At 69.1% G+C, this 17,934-nt stretch carries 19 protein-coding genes; 11 read left to right on the plus strand and 8 right to left on the minus strand.

Annotation, left to right across the window (positions count from 1 at the left end):
* The first annotated feature begins 3 nt into the window (after positions 1–3).
* Together ASF44_RS07790 and ASF44_RS07795 are read left to right on the plus strand one after the other, a co-directional pair.
* Positions 4–1,167 (plus strand): mandelate racemase/muconate lactonizing enzyme family protein, encoded by a 1,164-nt coding sequence (locus tag ASF44_RS07790; RefSeq protein ID WP_056898636.1) that lies wholly within the window; start codon positions 4–6, stop codon positions 1,165–1,167.
* A 22-nt stretch (positions 1,168–1,189) separates the two neighbouring features.
* On the plus strand, positions 1,190–2,266 hold the full coding sequence (locus ASF44_RS07795; RefSeq protein ID WP_056898637.1) for an alpha/beta fold hydrolase: 1,077 nt from the start codon (positions 1,190–1,192) through the stop codon (positions 2,264–2,266).
* Positions 2,267–2,278: 12 nt separating this feature from the next.
* Here ASF44_RS07795 and ASF44_RS07800 read toward each other — a convergent pair whose 3' ends face one another.
* The 5 genes from ASF44_RS07800 to ASF44_RS07820 form a co-directional block, all read right to left on the minus strand.
* A complete protein-coding gene (locus tag ASF44_RS07800) occupies positions 2,279–2,680 on the minus strand; it encodes a phage holin family protein (protein WP_056898638.1) in 402 nt (133 codons plus the stop codon).
* Positions 2,681–2,730: 50 nt separating this feature from the next.
* Complete coding sequence (locus ASF44_RS07805; RefSeq protein ID WP_056898639.1) at positions 2,731–3,897, minus strand: diguanylate cyclase; 1,167 nt, start codon at positions 3,895–3,897, stop codon at positions 2,731–2,733.
* A gap of 6 nt (positions 3,898–3,903) precedes the next feature.
* A complete protein-coding gene (locus ASF44_RS07810; RefSeq protein ID WP_056898640.1) occupies positions 3,904–5,400 on the minus strand; it encodes an AMP nucleosidase in 1,497 nt (498 codons plus the stop codon).
* Positions 5,401–5,430: 30 nt separating this feature from the next.
* Positions 5,431–6,798 (minus strand): glutathione-disulfide reductase, encoded by a 1,368-nt coding sequence (gorA, locus tag ASF44_RS07815; protein ID WP_056898641.1) that lies wholly within the window; start codon positions 6,796–6,798, stop codon positions 5,431–5,433.
* A 155-nt stretch (positions 6,799–6,953) separates the two neighbouring features.
* A complete protein-coding gene (locus ASF44_RS07820) occupies positions 6,954–8,501 on the minus strand; it encodes a class I adenylate-forming enzyme family protein (protein WP_056898642.1) in 1,548 nt (515 codons plus the stop codon).
* A 72-nt stretch (positions 8,502–8,573) separates the two neighbouring features.
* Here ASF44_RS07820 and ASF44_RS07825 point away from each other — a divergent pair, with 72 nt between their 5' ends.
* From ASF44_RS07825 to ASF44_RS07850, 6 genes are all read left to right on the plus strand, one after another.
* Positions 8,574–9,122, plus strand: coding sequence for a phosphatidylglycerophosphatase A (locus ASF44_RS07825; RefSeq protein ID WP_056898643.1), 549 nt, complete (start codon positions 8,574–8,576; stop codon positions 9,120–9,122).
* Positions 9,123–9,181: 59 nt separating this feature from the next.
* A complete protein-coding gene (locus ASF44_RS07830; RefSeq protein WP_056898741.1) occupies positions 9,182–9,601 on the plus strand; it encodes a CinA family protein in 420 nt (139 codons plus the stop codon).
* 78 nt (positions 9,602–9,679) lie between these two features.
* Positions 9,680–10,126 carry a MarR family winged helix-turn-helix transcriptional regulator gene (locus ASF44_RS07835; RefSeq protein ID WP_056898644.1) on the plus strand — a complete coding sequence of 149 codons (447 nt, stop codon included), beginning with the start codon at positions 9,680–9,682 and terminating at the stop codon, positions 10,124–10,126.
* 55 nt (positions 10,127–10,181) lie between these two features.
* Positions 10,182–10,604 (plus strand): organic hydroperoxide resistance protein, encoded by a 423-nt coding sequence (locus tag ASF44_RS07840; RefSeq protein WP_056898645.1) that lies wholly within the window; start codon positions 10,182–10,184, stop codon positions 10,602–10,604.
* 49 nt (positions 10,605–10,653) lie between these two features.
* On the plus strand, positions 10,654–11,694 hold the full coding sequence (locus ASF44_RS07845; protein WP_056898646.1) for a serine/threonine protein kinase: 1,041 nt from the start codon (positions 10,654–10,656) through the stop codon (positions 11,692–11,694).
* Between the two features lie 116 nt (positions 11,695–11,810).
* A complete protein-coding gene (locus ASF44_RS07850; protein ID WP_235579161.1) occupies positions 11,811–12,335 on the plus strand; it encodes a PEP-CTERM sorting domain-containing protein in 525 nt (174 codons plus the stop codon).
* A 24-nt stretch (positions 12,336–12,359) separates the two neighbouring features.
* Here the strand turns inward: ASF44_RS07850 and ASF44_RS07855 are convergent, their stop codons facing one another.
* Together ASF44_RS07855 and htpG are read right to left on the minus strand one after the other, a co-directional pair.
* Positions 12,360–12,710, minus strand: coding sequence for a hypothetical protein (locus ASF44_RS07855; RefSeq protein ID WP_056898648.1), 351 nt, complete (start codon positions 12,708–12,710; stop codon positions 12,360–12,362).
* A gap of 14 nt (positions 12,711–12,724) precedes the next feature.
* Positions 12,725–14,761: a molecular chaperone HtpG gene (gene htpG / locus ASF44_RS07860; protein WP_056898649.1), complete on the minus strand. Its 2,037-nt coding sequence runs from the start codon at positions 14,759–14,761 to the stop codon at positions 12,725–12,727.
* 217 nt (positions 14,762–14,978) lie between these two features.
* On the opposite strand from htpG, the gene aqpZ reads away from it, so the two are divergent.
* The gene (gene aqpZ / locus ASF44_RS07865; RefSeq protein ID WP_056898650.1) at positions 14,979–15,674 is read left to right on the plus strand and encodes an aquaporin Z; all 696 of its coding nucleotides are present in this window, start codon (positions 14,979–14,981) and stop codon (positions 15,672–15,674) included.
* 1 nt (position 15,675) lies between these two features.
* Here aqpZ and ASF44_RS07870 read toward each other — a convergent pair whose 3' ends face one another.
* On the minus strand, positions 15,676–16,509 hold the full coding sequence (locus ASF44_RS07870; RefSeq protein ID WP_056898651.1) for a pseudouridine synthase: 834 nt from the start codon (positions 16,507–16,509) through the stop codon (positions 15,676–15,678).
* A gap of 441 nt (positions 16,510–16,950) precedes the next feature.
* Between ASF44_RS07870 and infA the strand changes: the two genes are divergently transcribed.
* Together infA and ASF44_RS30865 are read left to right on the plus strand one after the other, a co-directional pair.
* Positions 16,951–17,211, plus strand: coding sequence for a translation initiation factor IF-1 (gene infA / locus ASF44_RS07875; protein WP_056898652.1), 261 nt, complete (start codon positions 16,951–16,953; stop codon positions 17,209–17,211).
* A 197-nt stretch (positions 17,212–17,408) separates the two neighbouring features.
* Positions 17,409–17,912, plus strand: coding sequence for a pilin (locus tag ASF44_RS30865; RefSeq protein WP_156374398.1), 504 nt, complete (start codon positions 17,409–17,411; stop codon positions 17,910–17,912).
* The last annotated feature ends 22 nt before the right edge of the window (positions 17,913–17,934 follow it).

Here is a 17,934-nt window from a genome sequence, read left to right on the forward strand (position 1 = left end):
ACCATGCGCATCGTCAACATCCTCGAACGCACCGCCCCGATCGCCTCGCCGATCGCCAACGCCTTCATCGACTTTTCCAAGATGACGCTGAGCCTCGTGGCCGTCGTCACCGACGTCATCCGCGACGGCAAGCCGGTGGTCGGCTACGGCTTCAACTCCAATGGCCGCTACGGCCAGGGCGGGCTGATCCGCGAGCGTTTCGCGCCGCGCATCCTGGAGGCCGCGCCCGACAGCCTGCGCGACGACGCGCGCGACAACATCGATGCGCACAAGGTCTGGGCCACGATGTTCAAGAACGAGAAGCCGGGCGGCCATGGCGAGCGCTCGGTGGCGATGGGCACCATCGACATGGCGGTCTGGGACGCCGTCGCCAAGATCGAAGGCAAGCCGCTGTTCCGCCTGCTGGCCGAGCGCAACGGCACGCAGGCCGACCCGCGCGTGTTCGTCTACGCCGCCGGCGGCTACTACTACCCGGGCAAGGGCCTGGAGGGCCTGAAGGCCGAGATGCAGGGCTACCTGGACCGTGGCTACACGGTGGTCAAGATGAAGATCGGCGGTGCGCCACTGGCCGACGACTGCGCGCGCATCGAGGCTGTGCTCAAGATGTTGCCGCCCGGCTGCCAGCTGGCCGTGGACGCCAACGGCCGCTTCGACCTGGAGACCGCCATCGCCTATGCCAAGGCGCTGCGCCAGTACCCGCTGTTCTGGTACGAGGAGGCCGGCGACCCGCTGGACTACGAGCTGCAGGCGCGCCTGGCCGAGCACTACGACGGCCCCATGGCCACCGGCGAGAACCTGTTCTCGATGCAGGACGCGCGCAACCTGGTCCGCTATGGCGGCATGCGCTCGGACCGCGACTGGCTGCAGTTCGACTGCGCGCTGAGCTACGGCCTCGTGGAGTACCTGCGCACGCTGGAGATGCTCAAGCGCTACGGCTGGTCCTGGCGCCGCTGCATCCCGCACGGCGGGCACCAGATGTCGCTGAACATCGCGGCGGGCCTGGGCCTGGGCGGCAACGAGTCCTACCCCGACCTGTTCCAGCCCTACGGTGGCTTTCCGGACGGCGTGCGCGTGGAGGCGGGCCACATTACGATGCCGGAGCTGCCGGGCATCGGCTTCGAGGGCAAGTCCGATCTGTACGCGGAGATGAAGTCCCTGGCGGCCTGAACCAACAACCAGGAGACACCCCATGCGCATTCCTCTTCTCGCGGCGGCGTTCGCGTTGCCGATCGGCCTGACGGGCCTTGCAGGTGCGGCCTCGGCCGCGGATTTCCCCGCGCCGCAGAAGAAGGAGTGGGTGGTGAGCGACTTCCGCTTCCACACCGGCGAGGTGCTGCCGCAGCTGCGCATCGGCTACACCACGGTGGGCGACCCCAAGGGTGAACCGGTGGTGGTGCTGCACGGCACGGCAGGCTCGGGCGACCGCATGCTGACGCCGGCCTTCGCCGGCGAGCTGTTCGGCCCGGGCCAGCCGCTGGACGCGCGCAGGTACTACATCATCCTGCCCGACGCCATCGGGGCCGGCGCGTCCAGCAAGCCGTCCGACGGCCTGCGCATGGCCTTCCCCAAGTACAACTACGACGACATGGTGCAGGCCCAGTACCGCCTGGTGCGCGAGCACCTGGGCCTGGCCCACGTGCGCATGGTGCTGGGCAACTCCATGGGCGGCATGCAGGTGTGGATGTGGGCGCAGAAGTACCCGGGCTACATGGACATCGCGGTGCCCATGGCGTCGGTGCCGGCGGCCATGTCGGGGCGCAACTGGATGATGCGGCGGCTGCTGGTCGAATCGATCCAGCGCGACCCGGCCTGGGCGAACGGCAACTACACCCAGCAACCGCCGGGCCTGGGGTTTGCGCTGGCCTACTTCGGCATGGCGACGAGCGGCGGCACGCAGAAGCTGCAGCACGATGCGCCCACGCGCGCGCAGGCCGATGCGCTGGTGGACCGGCAACTGGCCGCGCCCCCCATCGGCGACGCCAACGACCACCTGTACCAGTGGAATGCCTCGCGCGACTACGACGCCTCGGGCCAGCTGGAGCGCATCGAGGCCACGGTGCTGGCCATCAACGCGGCCGACGACGAGCGCAACCCGCCGGAGCTGGGCCTGTTGGAACAGGGCATGCGCCGCGTGAAGAACGGCCGCATCCTGTTGATCCCGGCCAGCGCACAGACCAGCGGCCATGGCACGACCGGGCAGGCCCGGTGGTGGAAGGACGGCCTGGCCGAGGTGTTGCGCAGCGTGCCGGTGGCGGCTGCGCGCTGAACGTCGGCTGGCCTACAGCCAGTTGCCGTTGTGCGGCATCTGGATCTGCTGGGCCGGATCGCTGCCGCCGACGAAGGAGCCGATCACCAGGCTCAGCACCGAGACGAACAGGCTCGCGAACACGGCGGTCCAGAAGCCCGAGATCCGGAACCCCTTGACCAGCGCGGCGACGAGCAGGATCACCAGCGCGTTGATGACCAGCAGGAACAGGCCGAAGGTCAGCAGCGTGAGCGGCAGCGTCAGCACGATCAAGAGCGGCTTGACGATGGCGTTGGCAAAGCCCAGCAGCAGTGCCGACACCACCAGCGCGCCGGTGCTGTCGAACGTCACGCCGCGGAAGATGTGGCTGGCGACCCACAGCGACAGGGCCGTGATGGCCCAGTGGATCAGGAAAGGGGAGAGCTGCTCGAACATCGGCGGATGCTACCAGTGCCTTGCCGGCCGCAGGCGCGCGGCCTGGCGGTTCAGACCACCGTGTGGCCAGCCCCGCTGTCGCCCATGAGCATCTGGCCGCGGCCGCCGTGCTTGGCCTCGTACAGCGCGGCATCGGCGCGCGCCAGCAGGCCGGCCAGCGTGGCATCGCCATCGGTCATGGCGGCGACGCCGGCGCTGTAGGAGAGCGCGAAACCCAGCTCCTCCTCGCTGCGCTGCTGCAGCCGCGCGCGCAGGCGCTGGTCGAAACCGCTGGCCGTGTGGCGCTGGCTGGACGGCAGCACCACGCAGAATTCCTCGCCGCCCAGCCGGCCGGCCAGGTCGCCGGTGCGCCGCGTCTCGCGCAGCAGCCGGGCGAACAGGCGCAGCGCCTCGTCGCCGCGGTCGTGGCCATAGCTGTCGTTGATCTGCTTGAAATGGTCCAGGTCCAGCATCAGCACGGCCAGCGGCTGGTGGTAGCGCTGCGCGTTGGCGAACAGCGCGTCGGCGCGCTCCATGAAGCCGCGGCGGTTCGGCAGGCCGGTCAGGCTGTCGGTGTTGGCCATGGTGCGCAGCCGGTCGTCCGCCTCGTCGCGCCAGGCCACCAGCAGGGCCACCGTGCCCAGCACCACGGCCATGTTGACGGCCACGGCGGCGGCGATGTTGACCGGGTTGGGCGCCAGGAAGGTCGGGTAGGCCGACGTGAAGAACGCGCCCAGCACGCCGCGCGCGCCGGTCAGCACCGCCATGATGGCAAAGCAGCCCAGCAGGAGCAGCCGCCAATGGCGGCCGGCGTTGCGGTGTGCCACCAGCGTGGCGCGCCCCAGCAGCACCAGCATGGCCGCCAGCAGGAAATTGGACCAGCCCACGCGCACCGGATAGTGGGCGAACGAGAAGGCATAGCCCAACGGCATGGCGATGGCCAGCACCTGGATGGCCAGGGCGCCGGGGCGCGGCCCCAGCCAGCCGGTCAGCGCACGGTGCAGCAGGACCAGGCCGGCGGACAGGCCGGCCATGGACAGCACCGACAGCACGTAGGAGGACACCAGGTACTCGGACGCCACCAGCGCCGACCAGCCGAACGTGAGCAGCAGCAGCGCACGCTGGGCCGAGCGGGCCGCGGGCGTCAGGCTCCTGCCCATGATGAGCGGCAGCGTCAGCGAGATGGTGACGAGGTTGACCATCGCCACCGTCATCAGGGACAGCGCGTCGAGCTCCACAGCGGCTTACTGGAACGCCACTTCCGCAAAGCTGCGCAGCTTGCGGCTGTGCAATTGGTCGATGCCCTGGGCGCGCAGCAGCTCGGCCGCGCGGATGCCGATGCGCAGGTGCTGGTCCACGCGCTCGCGGTAGAAGTGGTTGGCCATGCCGGGCAGCTTGATCTCGCCGTGCAGCGGCTTGTCGGACACGCACAGCAAGGTGCCGTAGGGCACGCGGAAGCGAAATCCGTTGGCCGCGATGGTGGCGCTCTCCATGTCCAGCGCCACGGCGCGGCTCTGGCTGAAGCGCAGCTGGGCCTTGTTGTCGGGCAGCAGCTCCCAGTTGCGGTTGTCGGTGCTGGCCACGGTGCCTGTGCGCAGCACGCCCTTGAGCTCCGGGCCTTCGAGTTTGGTCACGTCGCGCACTGCCTTCTCCAGCGCCAGCTGGATCTCGGCCAGCGCGGGGATCGGCACCCACAGCGGCAGCTCCTCGTCCAGCACATGGTCCTCGCGCACGTAGCCGTGGGCCAGCACGTAGTCGCCCAGCTGCTGCGTGTTGCGCAGGCCGGCGCAGTGGCCCAGCATGATCCATGCATGCGGGCGCAGCACGGCGATGTGGTCGGTGATGTTCTTGGCGTTGGCCGGGCCCACCCCGATGTTGACCATGGTGATGCCGGTGTGGTCGGGCCGGATCAGGTGGTAGGCCGGCATCTGCGGCAGCCGCGGCGGCGGCGCGCCGAAGGCGTCGATGTCCTGCGGCGGCAGGTCCTTGCGGCGCGTGACCACGTTGCCGGGCTCGATGAAGGCGATGTACTCGCTGTTCTCGTCGGCCATGGCCTCGTGGCCCATGCGCACGAACTCGTCGATGTAGAACTGGTAGTTGGTGAACAGGACGAAGTTCTGGAACCACTCGGGCGCGGTGCCGGTGTAGTGCCGCAGCCGGTGCAGCGAGTAGTCCACGCGCGGCGCCGTGAACAGCGACAGCGGCTGCGGCTCGCCCGCGCGCGGCTGGTAGGTGCCGTTGGCGATGCCGTCGTCCATGGCCGCCAGGTCGGGCAGGTCGAACACGTCGCGCATGAGGCCGCGGCGCTCGGCGCTCATGCTGCCTTCCACATGGTCGTTCTCGGCGAACGAGAAGTGCACCGGGATGGGCTGGTTGCTGATGCCCACCTCCAGCGGCACCTGGTGGTTCTGCAGCAGCAGCCGGAACTGCTCCAGGTAGTAGTTGCCGTACAGGTCGGGCCGTGTCAGCGTGGTCTCGAAGCGGCCGGCGCCGGCCACGAAGCCGTAGGCCAGGCGGTCGAGCTCGTCCTCGACCTTGGCACGCGACAGCGTCTCGGTGTGCACGCGCACGAAGGGGTAGCAGGCCCGCACATGGCCCGGCAGCGTCTCGCCGGCCACGTAGCGCGCCATGGCCTCGCGCAGGTGCTCGATCTGCTGCGCATAGATGCGCTGCACCTGCGCCAGCGCGGCGGCAGGGTCGGTGTAGAGCGTCGGAGCGAGGAAAGGCGGCAGATACGGCATGCGCCCATTGTGCAGTGCCCCGGCGACGCACTATTCGGGTGCAGGCTCCCGCAGGGTCACGAATTCCTCGGCGGCTGTCGGATGGATGCCGATGGTGCTGTCGAACACCGCCTTGGTGGCGCCCGCGCGCAGCGCCACGGCGAAGCCCTGCACGATCTCGCCGGCGTCCGCGCCCACCATGTGCAGGCCGACCACGCGGTCGCTGGCGTCGTCGACCACCAGCTTCATGAGCGTGCGCTCGCTACTGCCCGACAGCGTGTGCCTGAGCGGCTTGAACTCGGTGCGGAACACGGTGACGCGGCCGAACCTGGCGCGCGCGGCCTCTTCGGTGTAGCCCACGGTGCCGACCGGCGGATGCGTGAACACGGCGGTCGGGATGTGGTCGTACGAGACGCTGCGCGCCGCTTTGCCGGGCGCCGGGCCCAGCAGGTGGTCGACCAGCGCCATGGCCTCGGCCGTGGCCACGGGCGTCAGCGGCATGCTGGTGGAGACATCGCCCAGCGCGAAGATGGACGGCACGCTGCTGCGGTAGTGCGCATCCACGGCCACCGCGCCGTTGGCCTGCAGCTGCACGCCCAGCGCCTCCAGGCCGATGTTGGCCGTGTTGGGGCGCCGGCCGGTGGCGAACAGCACGGCATCCACGTCCAGCAGGCTGCCGTCGGCCAGCGTCAGGTGCAATCCCTTGCCCTGGCGCACGATCTGCTCGACCTGGGCGTTCAGCCGCAGGTCGATGCCGGTCTTGCCCATCTCGGACGCAAGGAAGCGGCTGATGTCCTGGTCGAAGCTCGACAGGATGCGGCCGCCGCGTTGCAGCTGCGTGACCTCGGCGCCCAGCTTGCGGAAGATGGATGCGAACTCGCAGGCGATGTAGCCGCCGCCGACCACCGCGAGCCGCTTGGGGAACGGGTCCAGGTCGAACATCTGGTCGGAGATCAGCGCCAGTTCGCGCCCGGCGATCTCGGGCACGAAGGGGGTGCCGCCGGTGGCGACCAGGATGTGGCGGGCCGTCAGCCGGCGCGTGCCGACCTGTACGGTGTGCGCATCGGAGAGCATGCCCCAGCCTTCGACGACCTCGGCGCCCGACGCCTTGAGCAGGTCGCGGTAGATGCCGTTGAGCCGGCCGATCTCCTTGGCGCGGTTGGCCTTGAGCGTGGCCCAGTCGAAACGCGGCGCGGGCACGTTCCAGCCGAAGCCGGCCGCCTCCTCGAACGCCTCGGCATAGCCGGCCGCGTAGCTGTAGAGCTTCTTGGGAATGCAACCCACGTTGACGCAGGTTCCGCCCAGCGCCGCGGCCTCCACCAGCGCCACGCGGGCGCCGCGCTGTGCGGCCATGCGCGCTGCGCGCACACCGCCGCTGCCGCCGCCCAGCACCAGCAGGTCGTGGTCGAACTTGTCCATGTGTATTCCTTGTGATGGCGACGCGATGATCGCCGGATCGGCAAGTCCGCAACGCGCGTGGGCCCTCAGCCGGTGCGCAGCGCCGGATCGCCCGGGCCCCGCCGGTGCCACGGCCGCACGGCGACGACGTGCGCTGCGGCGCGTAGGGGAGCGGCTCAGCGCGCGCCGCCGGCCCAGCTGTCGCGCAGCTCGCGCTTCAAGATCTTGCCGATCGCGCTGCGCGGCAGCTCCTCGGTCAACACCAGGTCCGACAGGCGCTGCGTCTTGCCCACGCGCGCGTTGACCCAGTCCTTGAGCGCGTCCGCGGCGATGGACTCGCCCGGGCGCAGCACCACGAAGGCCACCGGCGTCTCGCCCCAGGCTTCGGACGGCACGCCGACCACGGCGCTTTCCAGCACCGCCGGGTGCTGGCGGAGCTCGCCTTCCATGTCGCTCGGGTAGATGTTGAAGCCGCCCGAGATGATCATGTCCTTCTTGCGGTCGAACAGCACGAGGAAGCCGTCGGCGTCGAAGCGGCCGATGTCGCCGGTGCGGATGAAGCGCTTGCCGCTGGGGTCGAACCACTCGGCCTCGCGCGTCTTCTCGGGCTGGCGGTGGTAGCCGTTCATCATCCCGGACGAATGGCCGACCACCTCGCCGGCCTCGCCCGTGGGCACTTCCTTGCCGGCATCGTCGATGAGGCGGATGTCGCTGGTGGCGGCCGGCCTGCCCACGGTGTGCAGCTTGTCGGGGTGCAGGTGCGCGTCGAGGATGCAGCTGCCGCCGCCCTCGGTCATGCCGTAGAACTCCACCAGGCCGCCGGGCCAGCGCTTGAGCACGTCGGCCTTGAGCGCGGGCGAGAACGGCGCGCTGGTGCAGAACTTGAAGCGGAAGCTGGACAGGTCGTGCGCGTCGAAGTCGGGCAGGGCCAGCAGGCGCTGGTACTGCACGGGCACCAGCATGGTGTGGCTCACGCGGTGGCGCACGGCAAGCCGCAGGTACTCGGGCGCGTTGAACTTGGCCATCAGCAGCACGGTGCCGCCGAAGGCCAGCGTGGGCAGGAACAGCACCAGCGTGGTGTTGGAGTACAGCGGCGTGGAGAGCAGCGTGACCGTTTGCGGGCTGTAGTCGTACTGCAGGCCGCGCTGGATGTGGGACCAACGCATGCCGTGCGACTGCACGATGCCCTTGGGCGTGCCGGTGGTGCCCGAGGAATAGATGATGTTGAAGGGCGCGGACGGCTCCACGGGCGCCGGCTGCGGCTTGCGGCCCGATGCGCGCGCGGCGGCCAGCCAGTCGGCCAGCGGCTGGCCGGCGGCGGCGTTGTCGTCCAGCGCGATGCGCGGCGGGTTCAGCGTGCCGGTGGCGATCTCGCTCGTGGTGTCTGCGAACACGAGCCGGGCCTCGGCGTTGTCCACCATCTGGGCCAGGCCCTGCGGCGTGGTGCTGGGCGCCAGCGGGGCCACGACCACACCGGCGCGCAGCGCGCCCAGGAACACCGTGGCGTAGGCGATGGAGGCGGGCGAGCAGATGGCGATGGCCTCGCCGGGGCGGATGCCGGCATCCTGCAGCGCCACGGCCACCTGGTCCATGCGGCGGTCCAGCGTGGCGTAGTCCAGGCTGTCCTCGCCCTGGACGAAGGCCAGGTGCTGCGGCTGGCGCTGGGCGTGCAGGGCGATCAGGTCGGCGATGCGGGCGAAGGCTTGGTCGATGGTGTCTTGCATGGTGTGAAGGCGAAGGACGGACGCGGCGCACAGCATCGAAGAGGGAGCGCGCGGCTACCATCGCCTGCTTCCATGACGACCGACTCCGCTGTCTCCGCGCCCGACCCGGCGCTGCGCGCGCCGATTCTGCGGCCAAGCGCGCGTTTCATGCTGTCGCATCCGGCGCATTGGATTGCGCTGGGCTTCGGCTCCGGGCTCTCGCCCGTGGCGCCCGGCACCGCCGGCACGCTGTGGGCCTGGCTGGCCTACTGGGTGCTGCAGAGCCGCCTGGACGCGGCGCAGATCGGCTGGGTCATCGCGCTGTCGCTGCCGCTGGGCTGGTGGGCCTGCACCACCTGCGCGCGCAACCTGCGCGTGGCCGACCCCGGCGCCATCGTCTGGGATGAGATCGTCGCCTTCTGGCTGGTGCTGTGGCTGGTCATGCCCACCGGCTTCTGGGGGCAGCTGGCCGCCTTCGCGCTGTTCCGCTTCTTCGATGCCGCCAAGCCCGGGCCGGTGGCGTGGGCCGACCGCCAGTTCAAGGGCTTCGGCGCGCGTGGCGGCTTCGGCATCCTGTTCGACGACCTGGTGGCGGCCTTCTGTACCTTGTTGGTCCTTGCCCTGTGGAGGTGGTTGTGGTGAACGAATCCGTGGACGTGCTGGTCGTGCGGCTGGCCGAGGTGCTGCGCGCGCGCGGCCTGATGCTGGCCACCGCAGAGAGCTGCACCGGCGGGCTGATCGCCGGCGCCTGCACCGACCTGGCCGGCTCGAGCGACTGGTTCGAGCGCGGCTTCGTGAGCTATTCGAACGCCGCCAAGACCGAGTTGCTGGGCGTCGACGCAGCCCTCATCGCGCAGCACGGGGCCGTCAGCGAACCGGTGGTGCGCGCCATGGCCGAAGGCGCCGTGCGCCATGCCCATGCACAACTGGCCGTGGCCGTGACCGGCGTGGCCGGGCCGGGCGGTGGCAGTGCCGACAAGCCCGTGGGCACCGTCTGGTTCGGCTGGTGCCTGCCGGGCGGCACCCACAGCGAGGCGCGCCGCTTCGACGGCGACCGCGCCGCCGTGCGCGCCGCCACGGTGCAGCACGGGCTGGCACGTCTTCTCGACCTGCTGGGTTGAAGCCGCTGCTGCCGGTGTTTGCATTCCGTTACTGGTGATTGAATTGCGAGCAATTCAATTGCGAGATAAAATCCACGCATGGCATCGACACCCGACCTTGGCGAACAGGCACTGCAGCTGGACCACCAGCTGTGCTTTGCGCTGTATTCCGCCTCCCTCGCGATGACCAAGCTCTACAAGCCGCTGCTGGAGCCCTTGGGCCTGACCTATCCGCAGTACCTGGCCATGATGGTGCTCTGGGAACAGGACGGCCCCATGGTCTCCACGCTGGGTGACCGCCTGCGGCTGGACTCCGGCACGCTCACGCCGCTGCTCAAGCGGCTGGAGGCCGCGGGCCTGGTGCAGCGCGAACGTGCCGTCGAGGACGAGCGCCGCGTGCACGTCCACCTGACGCCCGCCGGCCGCGACCTCAAGGCCCGCGCGCTGTCGGTCCCGGCCTGCGTCTTTCAGGCCACCCAGTGCACGCTGGCCGAGATCTCAGAATTGACACAGCAGGTGCGCACACTGCGCGACCGCATCGCCTGAACCGCATCGCCCATCCCCAACCGCTTCGACCGAAGCACTTTTCCCAGGAGTCACCATGACCACCACGCTCGACAAGGTTCTCTACACCGCCCAATCGCACACCACGGGCGGCCGTGACGGCGGCGCCGGCAAGTCCTCCGACGGCAAGCTCGACGTCAAGCTGAGCTCGCCCGGCACCTCGGGCACCGGCACCAACCCCGAGCAGCTGTTCGCGGTCGGGTACTCGGCCTGCTTCATCGGCGCCATGAAGGCCGTGGGCGGCATGAAGAAGATCACCGTGCCGGCCGACGTGGCCGTGGACGCCGAGGTCGACCTCGGCCCGACCGCCAAGGGCTACGGCATCGCCGTGCGCCTGAAGGTCTCGCTGCCGGGCATGGAGCGCGAAGCCGCCCAGGCGCTGGTGGACGCCGCCCATGGCGTGTGCCCGTACTCCAACGCCACGCGCGGCAACATCCCCGTCGAGATCACGCTGGTCTGACACGGCCTGGACGCCGGGTGCCTGCGCGGCCCCCGGCGACAATCGCGCCATGTCTTCCGACACCCTCTTCACGGACGCGGCGCGTCACCCCTACGACAGCCTCACGCCCGACAGGGTGCTCGATGCGCTGGACAGCATCGGCCTGGTCGGCGACGGCCGGCTCATGGCGCTGAGTTCCTACGAGAACCGCGTCTACCAGGTGCAGCTGCAAGATCCCGCCGAGGGCACGCCCGAGGTCGTGGTGGCCAAGTTCTACCGCCCCGGCCGCTGGAGCGAAGCGCAACTGCTGGAAGAGCACGCTTTCGGCGCTGCGTTGGCCCAGGCGGAGATCCCCGCCGTGTGCCCGCTGGTGGTCCATGGCGCCACGTTGCACCGCTTCGAAGAATTCTTCTTCTCCGTCTGCCCGCGCCGTGGTGGCCGCCCTCCCGAGCTCGACGATTTCGAGGTGCTGGAATGGATCGGCCGCTTTCTCGCGCGCATCCACACCGTCGGCGCCGCGCTGCCGTTCACCGCGCGGCCGGCGCTGGACCTGGCAAGCTTCGGCACCGCGTCGCGCGATTGGCTGCTGTCGCACCAGATGGTGCCGCTGGACGTCCAGGCCGATTGGGACAAGGCCTGCACGCAGGCGCTGGAGATCGTCGCCGCCGGTCCGCTGGCCCAGGTCGGGCAGGGCATCGCGCCTTTGCGCCTGCATGGCGATTGCCACCCGGGCAACATCTTGTGGACGCCGACGGACCGGCCCGACGGCGGCCCGCATTTCGTCGACCTGGACGACGCGCGCATGGGGCCCGCGGTGCAGGACCTGTGGATGCTGTTGTCAGGCGACCGCAGGCAGCGCACACTGCAACTGTCAGGCTTGCTGGATGGCTACGAGCAATTCCGCAGTTTCGACCGGCGCGAACTCGCGCTGATCGAGCCGCTGCGCACCTTGCGTCTGATCCACTACAGCGCCTGGCTGGCACGGCGGTGGGCCGACCCGATCTTTCCAGCCAACTTCCCCTGGTTCGGCAGCAGCGACTACTGGCAAGGCCAGGTCGTCATGCTGCAGGACCAGATCGAAGCCATGCAGGAGCCGCCCCTCGTCGTGTGAGTCCTTTCCACAAGAACCCATGACAACGAGGTTGGTTGATGAGATTTTTTGCTTTGGCGCTGTGCGCCGCATGCGGCATCGGGCAAGCGCAGGCCAGTGTCGCGACATTCGATGACGTGACGGCGGCCGCACAGGCCTTCGTGCCGGCAGGCTACGGTGGCCTGAACTGGTTCAATGTCGCGGTGCAGGACACGGCGGCCAACGGGCGAGGCGGCTTTGCACGGGCGGCCACTTCGGGCAGCTATGTGGCCTTCAACAACAACGGCACCGCCGCGATGGTGTCGGGCATGGCGCTTCCCGCAGGCGGCGCGGGCGATTTCCTGTTCAACAGCGTTGCGCTCACGGCGGTCTACCTCGATGGCCTGCGCATCCACGTCACGGGCCTGCGCGATGGCGCCGTGCTGTACGAGCAGACCGTGCTGGCGGACACCACCGGCCCGGCGGTGTTCCGGTTCGGCTGGGAGGTCGATGCGCTCTACTTCGCGGCCGACGGTGGCGTGCCGGCAGGCTACGGGGTCGATGCACCCTACTTCGCGATGGACGATCTGCGCATCAACGAGATACCCGAACCCGGCACGCTGGCCCTGCTGGGCCTGGGTTTGGGCGGCGCACTGTGGTCGCGCCGTCGCCGTGGCGGCTGAACTGCCAGCAGACCTGGGCAGCCGTCAGCGCGGGTCGGTCTTGCCCGGCTTCTTGTCTTCGGGGTCGTAGATCACCGTGCCGGTGCCCACGCCGGCCCCGACACGTGCGCCGCCGTCGCCCACGCCGGTGCTGACGCCCACCCCGGCACCCGCGGAGACCTGGCCGCGCTGGTTCACGCCCACGCCCACGCCGACCGGCCCCACGCCCGTGCCGACGCCGACGTTGACGTTGCCGCCCGACCCCACGCCCAGCCCCACCGAGACGCCCGGAAACACGGGCACGCTGATGCCCACGCCCGCCGCGCAGCCGACCAGAACGCCGGCGCAGGCCAGCAGGGCGAGGGTGGAGCCCATGCGGGCGGCAAGGTGGTGCATTTACGGTTGCACCGTCAGGCGAGCAAAGCGTTCACACGCCGCACGTAGGCCGCGGGATCGTCCGGCAGTCCGCCTTCGGCCAGCAGCGCCTGGTCGAACAGGATGTGCGCCAGGTCGTGGAAGTGCACGGAGCCCTCCAGCTTCTTCACGAGCGGGTGCTCGGCGTTGACTTCGAGCACGGGCTTGACCTCCGGCGCGCTCTGGCCGGCCTGCTTGAGCATGCGCGCCAGCTGCGTGCTCATGCCATGGTCCTGCACCACCAGGCAGGCAGGGGAATCGACCAGGCGCGTGGTGACGCGCACGTCCTCGGCCTTGTCCTTGAGCGCTTCCTTGAGCTTGGCCAGCAGCGGCTTGAAGGTCTCGGCGGCTTCCTCGGCGGCCTTCTTCTCGTCGTCGTCCTGCAGCTTGCCCAGGTCGACGGCGCCCTTGGCCACCGATTGCAGCGGCGTGCCGTCGAACTCGTTGAGGTAGTTCAGCGCCCACTCGTCCACGCGGTCGGTCATCAGGAGCACCTCGATGCCCTTCTTCTTGAAGACCTCGAGTTGCGGGCTGTTCTTGGCAGCGGCCAGCGTGTCGGCGGTGATGTAGTAGATCGCCTCCTGGCCTTCCTTCATGCGGCTCTTGTAGTCGGCGAAGGACACGTTGACCGCGTCGGACTGCGTGCTCGCGAAGCGCAGCAGCTTGGCCAGGCGTTCGCGGTTGGCGAAGTCCTCGCCCAGGCCCTCCTTGAGCACCGAGCCGAACTCGGCGTAGAAGCGCGCGTACTTCTCCGATTCGTCGGCGAACTGCGCGGCGGCATCGGCGGCGGTGGCGGTCTTGTCCTGCACGTCGGTGACATCGCTGTTCAGCGCCTCGGTCGGCTCGGGTGCCGGCACGGCATCGCCCGAACCCACGTCGATCTTGCCTTCCTGGCTCTCGGGTGCGGTCTTCTGCTTCTTGGCCAGGTCTTCCAGCATCGACAGCACGCGGCGCGTGTTGCCGTCGCGGATGGCGCGCACGTCGCGGCTTTCCTGCAGCAGCTCGCGGCTCACGTTGAGCGGCAGGTCGGCCGAGTCGACCACGCCCTTGACGAAGCGCAGGTAGCTGGGCAGCAGCGCCTCGGCCTCGTCCATGATGAACACGCGCTTGACGTAGAGCTTGAGCCCGCCCTTCTTGTCGCGGTTCCACATGTCCATCGGCGCCTTGGCCGGGATGTAGAGCAGCTGCGTGTACTCGGTGCCGCCTTCGACGCGGTTGTGCGAGTGGGCCAGCGGGGCCTCGTGGTCGTAGCTGATCTGCTTGTAGAACTCGGCGTATTCCTCGGCCGTGATGTCCTTCTTGGGGCGCGACCACAGCGCCGTGGCCTTGTTGACGGTCTCCCACTCGTCAAGCAGGACCATGTCGCCGCCCTTGCCCTCCTCGCCTTCCTTCCACTCTTCCTTGCGCATCAGGATGGGCAGCGAGATGTGGTCGGAGTATTTGCCGATGATGGACTTGAGCTTCCAGGTGTTGAGGTATTCCTCGGCCTCCGGGCGCAGGTGCAGCGTGACGCTGGTGCCGCGCAGCGGGCGGTCGATGGTCTCGACCTCGAAGTCGCCCGTGCCGCCGGAGACCCAGCGCACGCCCTGGTCGGCCGGCAGGCCGGCGCGGCGCGATTCCACGGTGATCTTGTCTGCAACGATGAAGCCCGAGTAGAAGCCCACGCCGAACTGGCCGATCAGCTGCGCATCGACCTTCTGGTCGCCCGACAGCTTGCCCATGAATTCCTTGGTGCCGCTCTTGGCGATGGTCCCCAGGTTGGCAATCGCCTCGGCCTCCGACAGGCCGATGCCGTTGTCGGTGATCGTCACGGTCTTGGCGGCCTTGTCGAAGCTCACGCGCACCTGCAGGTCGGGCGCGTCCTCGTACAGCTTGCCGTCGTTCAGCGCCTCGAAGCGCAGCTTGTCGCAGGCGTCCGAGGCGTTGGAGATCAGCTCGCGCAGGAAGATCTCGGGGTTGGAATAGAGCGCGTGCGTGACGAGGTGCAGCAGCTGGGCCACTTCGGCCTGGAAGGACAGGGTTTGCTTGGTCATGTCTTGTGGTGGTGTCGGGTCGGCGCCCGGACGGCGCGCCGGGCAGGGGCGCAATTATGGGCGGCGCGAAAGTCTTCAAGTCCGTGAACTAATCCGTCGCGGCCGGCCAACTGGTTACAAAGTGCGCATTTCCCGTAACGGGTTGCATGCAATGCCGTGCTGACAATTTTGGGCTCCCGTGCGTGTGCACTTCATCCTCCTCAAGAAAGACCAACAAATGGACAGCAACATCAAGAAGTGGACAGCCGAATTCCTCGGCACGTTCTGGCTCACCTTCGGAGGCTGCGGCAGTGCCGTGCTGGCCGCCGCGTTTCCTGGCGTCGGCATCGGCCTGCTGGGCGTGTCGCTCGCCTTCGGCCTGACGGTGCTGACCGGCGCCTATGCCTTCGGGCCGATCTCGGGCGGGCACTTCAACCCGGCCGTGTCGGTGGGGCTGGCCGTGGGCGGGCGCTTTCGCTGGGCCGAGCTGCCGGGCTACGTGGTCGCCCAGGTGCTGGGTGCCGTCGCCGCCGCCGGCGTGCTGTACCTGATCGCCAGCGGCAAGCCGGGCTTCGAGGTCGGCGGCTTCGCCAGCAACGGCTTCGGCGAGCTGTCGCCCGGCAAGTACGGGCTCACGGCCGTGCTGGTCGCCGAGGTGGTGCTGACGGCAGTGTTCCTGCTCGTGATCCTGGGCAGCACGGCCAAGCGCGCGCAGGGCGGGTTCGCAGGGCTGTCGATCGGGTTGTGCCTGACGCTGATCCACCTGGTGTCGATCCCGGTGTCCAACACCTCGGTCAACCCCGCGCGCAGCACCGGCCCGGCGCTGTTCGCCAGCACCGGCGCCATCGGCCAGCTGTGGGTGTTCTGGGCCGCGCCCATCGTCGGCGCCGTGCTCGGCGCGCTGATCTACCAGGCCGTGCTCAGCGACGACTGAATCAGAAGCTCTCGCCGGGGGCCAGGTAGCGCCACTGCCCCGGCGGCAACCGGCCGAGCACCACCCGCCCCATGCGGATGCGCTTGAGGCCCACCACCTTCAGGCCGACCTGCTCGCACATGCGGCGGATCTGCCGCTTCTTGCCCTCGGTCAGCACGAAGCGCAGCTGCTCGGCGTTCTCCCACTCCACCACGGCCGGCTTGAGCGGCTTGCCGTCCAGCGACAGCCCGTGCCGCAGCCGCGCCAGCTGCGGCGCCGGGAAGGCGGCGCGCACATCCTGGGCCAGATCGCCCCATTGCACGCGCACCAGGTATTCCTTCTCCATGTGCGCGTCTTCGCCGATCAGCTGGCGCGCGATGCGGCCATCCTGCGTCAGCACCAGGAGGCCCACGGAGTCGATGTCCAGCCGCCCGGCCGGCGCCAGCCCGCGCAGCTGCGTGGGCGCAAAGCGCGTCGGCGCGCGGTCTTCGGCCCAGCGGTTCTGGGCCGTCACCAGCGTCACCGCCGGGGCGTGGCCGTCCTCGGCCTGGCCGCTGACATAGCCCATCGGCTTGTGCAGCAGGATCGTGACCTGGCGCGCCTGCTGGCCCTGGGCTGCGCGTTCCACGGTGATGCGGTCCGCGGCGCCAACCTTCTGGCCCATGGTGGCCGGCTGGTCGTTCACACGCACCCAGCCGCGCTCGATCCAGTCGTCGGCCTCACGGCGCGAGCACAGGCCCATGTCGGCCATGCGCTTGTTCAGGCGCACGGACTCGGTGGCGCCGGCCGGCGCCGGCACGGCGGCCTTGGGAATGCGGCGGATGGCCGGGGGAGCGGGTGGCGTGGGGGCGTTCATGCAAAAGGGCCCGCCGCAACGGTGCGGGCGGCGCCGCAGTCTACGCGACGGGGCCGGCTGGCGCGGCCCTGCGCCGCCATGGTTCGCGCGCGGCCCAGCAGGCCGTTGCCACGCCACTGCCATACGCCGATGGGCCATGCCGGCTACACTTGCTGCCCTCGCCGCCCGGCAGCTTGCCGATGCGGTGCAGTCGTCCGGCGCGTCGCGCCGCCCCGACCTGCCTCTGACCGGCTGGCTGCGCCGATCGCCAGTTCGTCGGTTCTTGCGGGCCACGAACGCCCGGGTCGGCGCTTCTCCCTTTCCCGTCCCACTGTTGCCAGGCGGCATGCCGTTGCCTGGCGTGTGCGTACCCGGCCGTCCGCGGCCGTCCGCGGCCGGGCACTGTGTTGAACCCTAGCGCTGTGCGTGCGCCTGCAGCACGGCCCCTGTGAGGAATTTTGAATGAGCAAGGAAGAACTGATCGAGATGCGCGGCAAGGTCGACGAGGTGCTGCCCGACTCGCGTTTCCGCGTGACGCTGGACAACGGCCACCAGCTCGTGGCCTACACCGGCGGCAAGATGCGCAAGCACCGCATCCGCATCCTGGCCGGCGACAACGTCTCGCTGGAGCTGTCGCCCTACGACCTGACCAAGGGCCGCATCACGTTCCGGCACCTGGAATCGCGCGGCCCCGCGCCGACTCCGCGGCCGGGATCGCGCTGACCGATGTGACAAAAACGTCGGGGCCGTCTTCCATAAATGGCGGCAGCGCGCGGCTCTGACCCCCGGCGGCGCTGGAAAAGCGAGCGAAATGTCGCGATCCAGGCTCCAAAGGACACGATTCGAAGCTGGCACGCAACCTGCACAGAGGTGCCGGTTGTCTCACCACCAGTTTTGAGGAGTTCCGAATGAAGCGTTCCATGCGCACCCTGCAGAAGGGTTTCACCCTGATCGAACTGATGATCGTGGTCGCGATCATCGGCATCCTGGCGGCGGTGGCGTTGCCGGCGTATCAGGATTACACGGCGCGAGCGAAGGTGTCGGAGGCGATCTTGGCGGGTTCGTCATGCAGGACTAGCATCACAGAGACGATCCAATCGGCTGCTTCTGGGACGACAATTAACGCCAACGGTTGGGGCTGCGAGGTCAGCACCGGCTCCGGGACGAAGTATGTCGCGTCGGTTGCTACCAGCGCATCGACCCCGGGCGGAACTGGGACAGCCAGTGGCGTTGTGATCACGATTACATCGCAGGGCATTGCCACGGGGGCAGATGGCACCATTCTCATGAAGCCTTGTGCCGCAGCTTCCACTACTTTTGCCGCATGCGCACAGCCGGCTCTTGGTACGACGGTCAATAGCTGGGTGTGTGGTCCAGGCACTGTGCAGGCAAAGTACCTCCCCGGCTCGTGCCGCGCGACTTGAGTTTGATCGGATTACCTAAGAG

This window comes from Pseudorhodoferax sp. Leaf274 (assembly GCF_001422445.1).
Classification (GTDB): Bacteria; Pseudomonadota; Gammaproteobacteria; order Burkholderiales; family Burkholderiaceae_C; genus Pseudorhodoferax.

Excerpts from the sequence above, each read along its gene's own strand:
- ASF44_RS07795 (WP_056898637.1), top strand. The coding sequence starts at position 1,190 with ATGCGCATTCCTCTTCTCGCGGCGGCGTTCGCGTTGCCGATCGGCCTG.
- infA (WP_056898652.1), top strand. The coding sequence starts at position 16,951 with ATGAGCAAGGAAGAACTGATCGAGATGCGCGGCAAGGTCGACGAGGTG.
- ASF44_RS07825 (WP_056898643.1), top strand. The coding sequence starts at position 8,574 with ATGACGACCGACTCCGCTGTCTCCGCGCCCGACCCGGCGCTGCGCGCG.
- ASF44_RS07845 (WP_056898646.1), top strand. The coding sequence starts at position 10,654 with ATGTCTTCCGACACCCTCTTCACGGACGCGGCGCGTCACCCCTACGAC.
- ASF44_RS07790 (WP_056898636.1), top strand. The coding sequence starts at position 4 with ATGCGCATCGTCAACATCCTCGAACGCACCGCCCCGATCGCCTCGCCG.
- htpG (WP_056898649.1), bottom strand. The coding sequence starts at position 14,761 with ATGACCAAGCAAACCCTGTCCTTCCAGGCCGAAGTGGCCCAGCTGCTG.
- ASF44_RS07835 (WP_056898644.1), top strand. The coding sequence starts at position 9,680 with ATGGCATCGACACCCGACCTTGGCGAACAGGCACTGCAGCTGGACCAC.
- ASF44_RS07855 (WP_056898648.1), bottom strand. The coding sequence starts at position 12,710 with ATGCACCACCTTGCCGCCCGCATGGGCTCCACCCTCGCCCTGCTGGCC.
- ASF44_RS30865 (WP_156374398.1), top strand. The coding sequence starts at position 17,409 with ATGCGCACCCTGCAGAAGGGTTTCACCCTGATCGAACTGATGATCGTG.
- gorA (WP_056898641.1), bottom strand. The coding sequence starts at position 6,798 with ATGGACAAGTTCGACCACGACCTGCTGGTGCTGGGCGGCGGCAGCGGC.
- ASF44_RS07800 (WP_056898638.1), bottom strand. The coding sequence starts at position 2,680 with ATGTTCGAGCAGCTCTCCCCTTTCCTGATCCACTGGGCCATCACGGCC.
- ASF44_RS07820 (WP_056898642.1), bottom strand. The coding sequence starts at position 8,501 with ATGCAAGACACCATCGACCAAGCCTTCGCCCGCATCGCCGACCTGATC.
- ASF44_RS07870 (WP_056898651.1), bottom strand. The coding sequence starts at position 16,509 with ATGAACGCCCCCACGCCACCCGCTCCCCCGGCCATCCGCCGCATTCCC.
- ASF44_RS07840 (WP_056898645.1), top strand. The coding sequence starts at position 10,182 with ATGACCACCACGCTCGACAAGGTTCTCTACACCGCCCAATCGCACACC.
- aqpZ (WP_056898650.1), top strand. The coding sequence starts at position 14,979 with ATGGACAGCAACATCAAGAAGTGGACAGCCGAATTCCTCGGCACGTTC.
- ASF44_RS07830 (WP_056898741.1), top strand. The coding sequence starts at position 9,182 with ATGCTGGCCACCGCAGAGAGCTGCACCGGCGGGCTGATCGCCGGCGCC.
- ASF44_RS07810 (WP_056898640.1), bottom strand. The coding sequence starts at position 5,400 with ATGCCGTATCTGCCGCCTTTCCTCGCTCCGACGCTCTACACCGACCCT.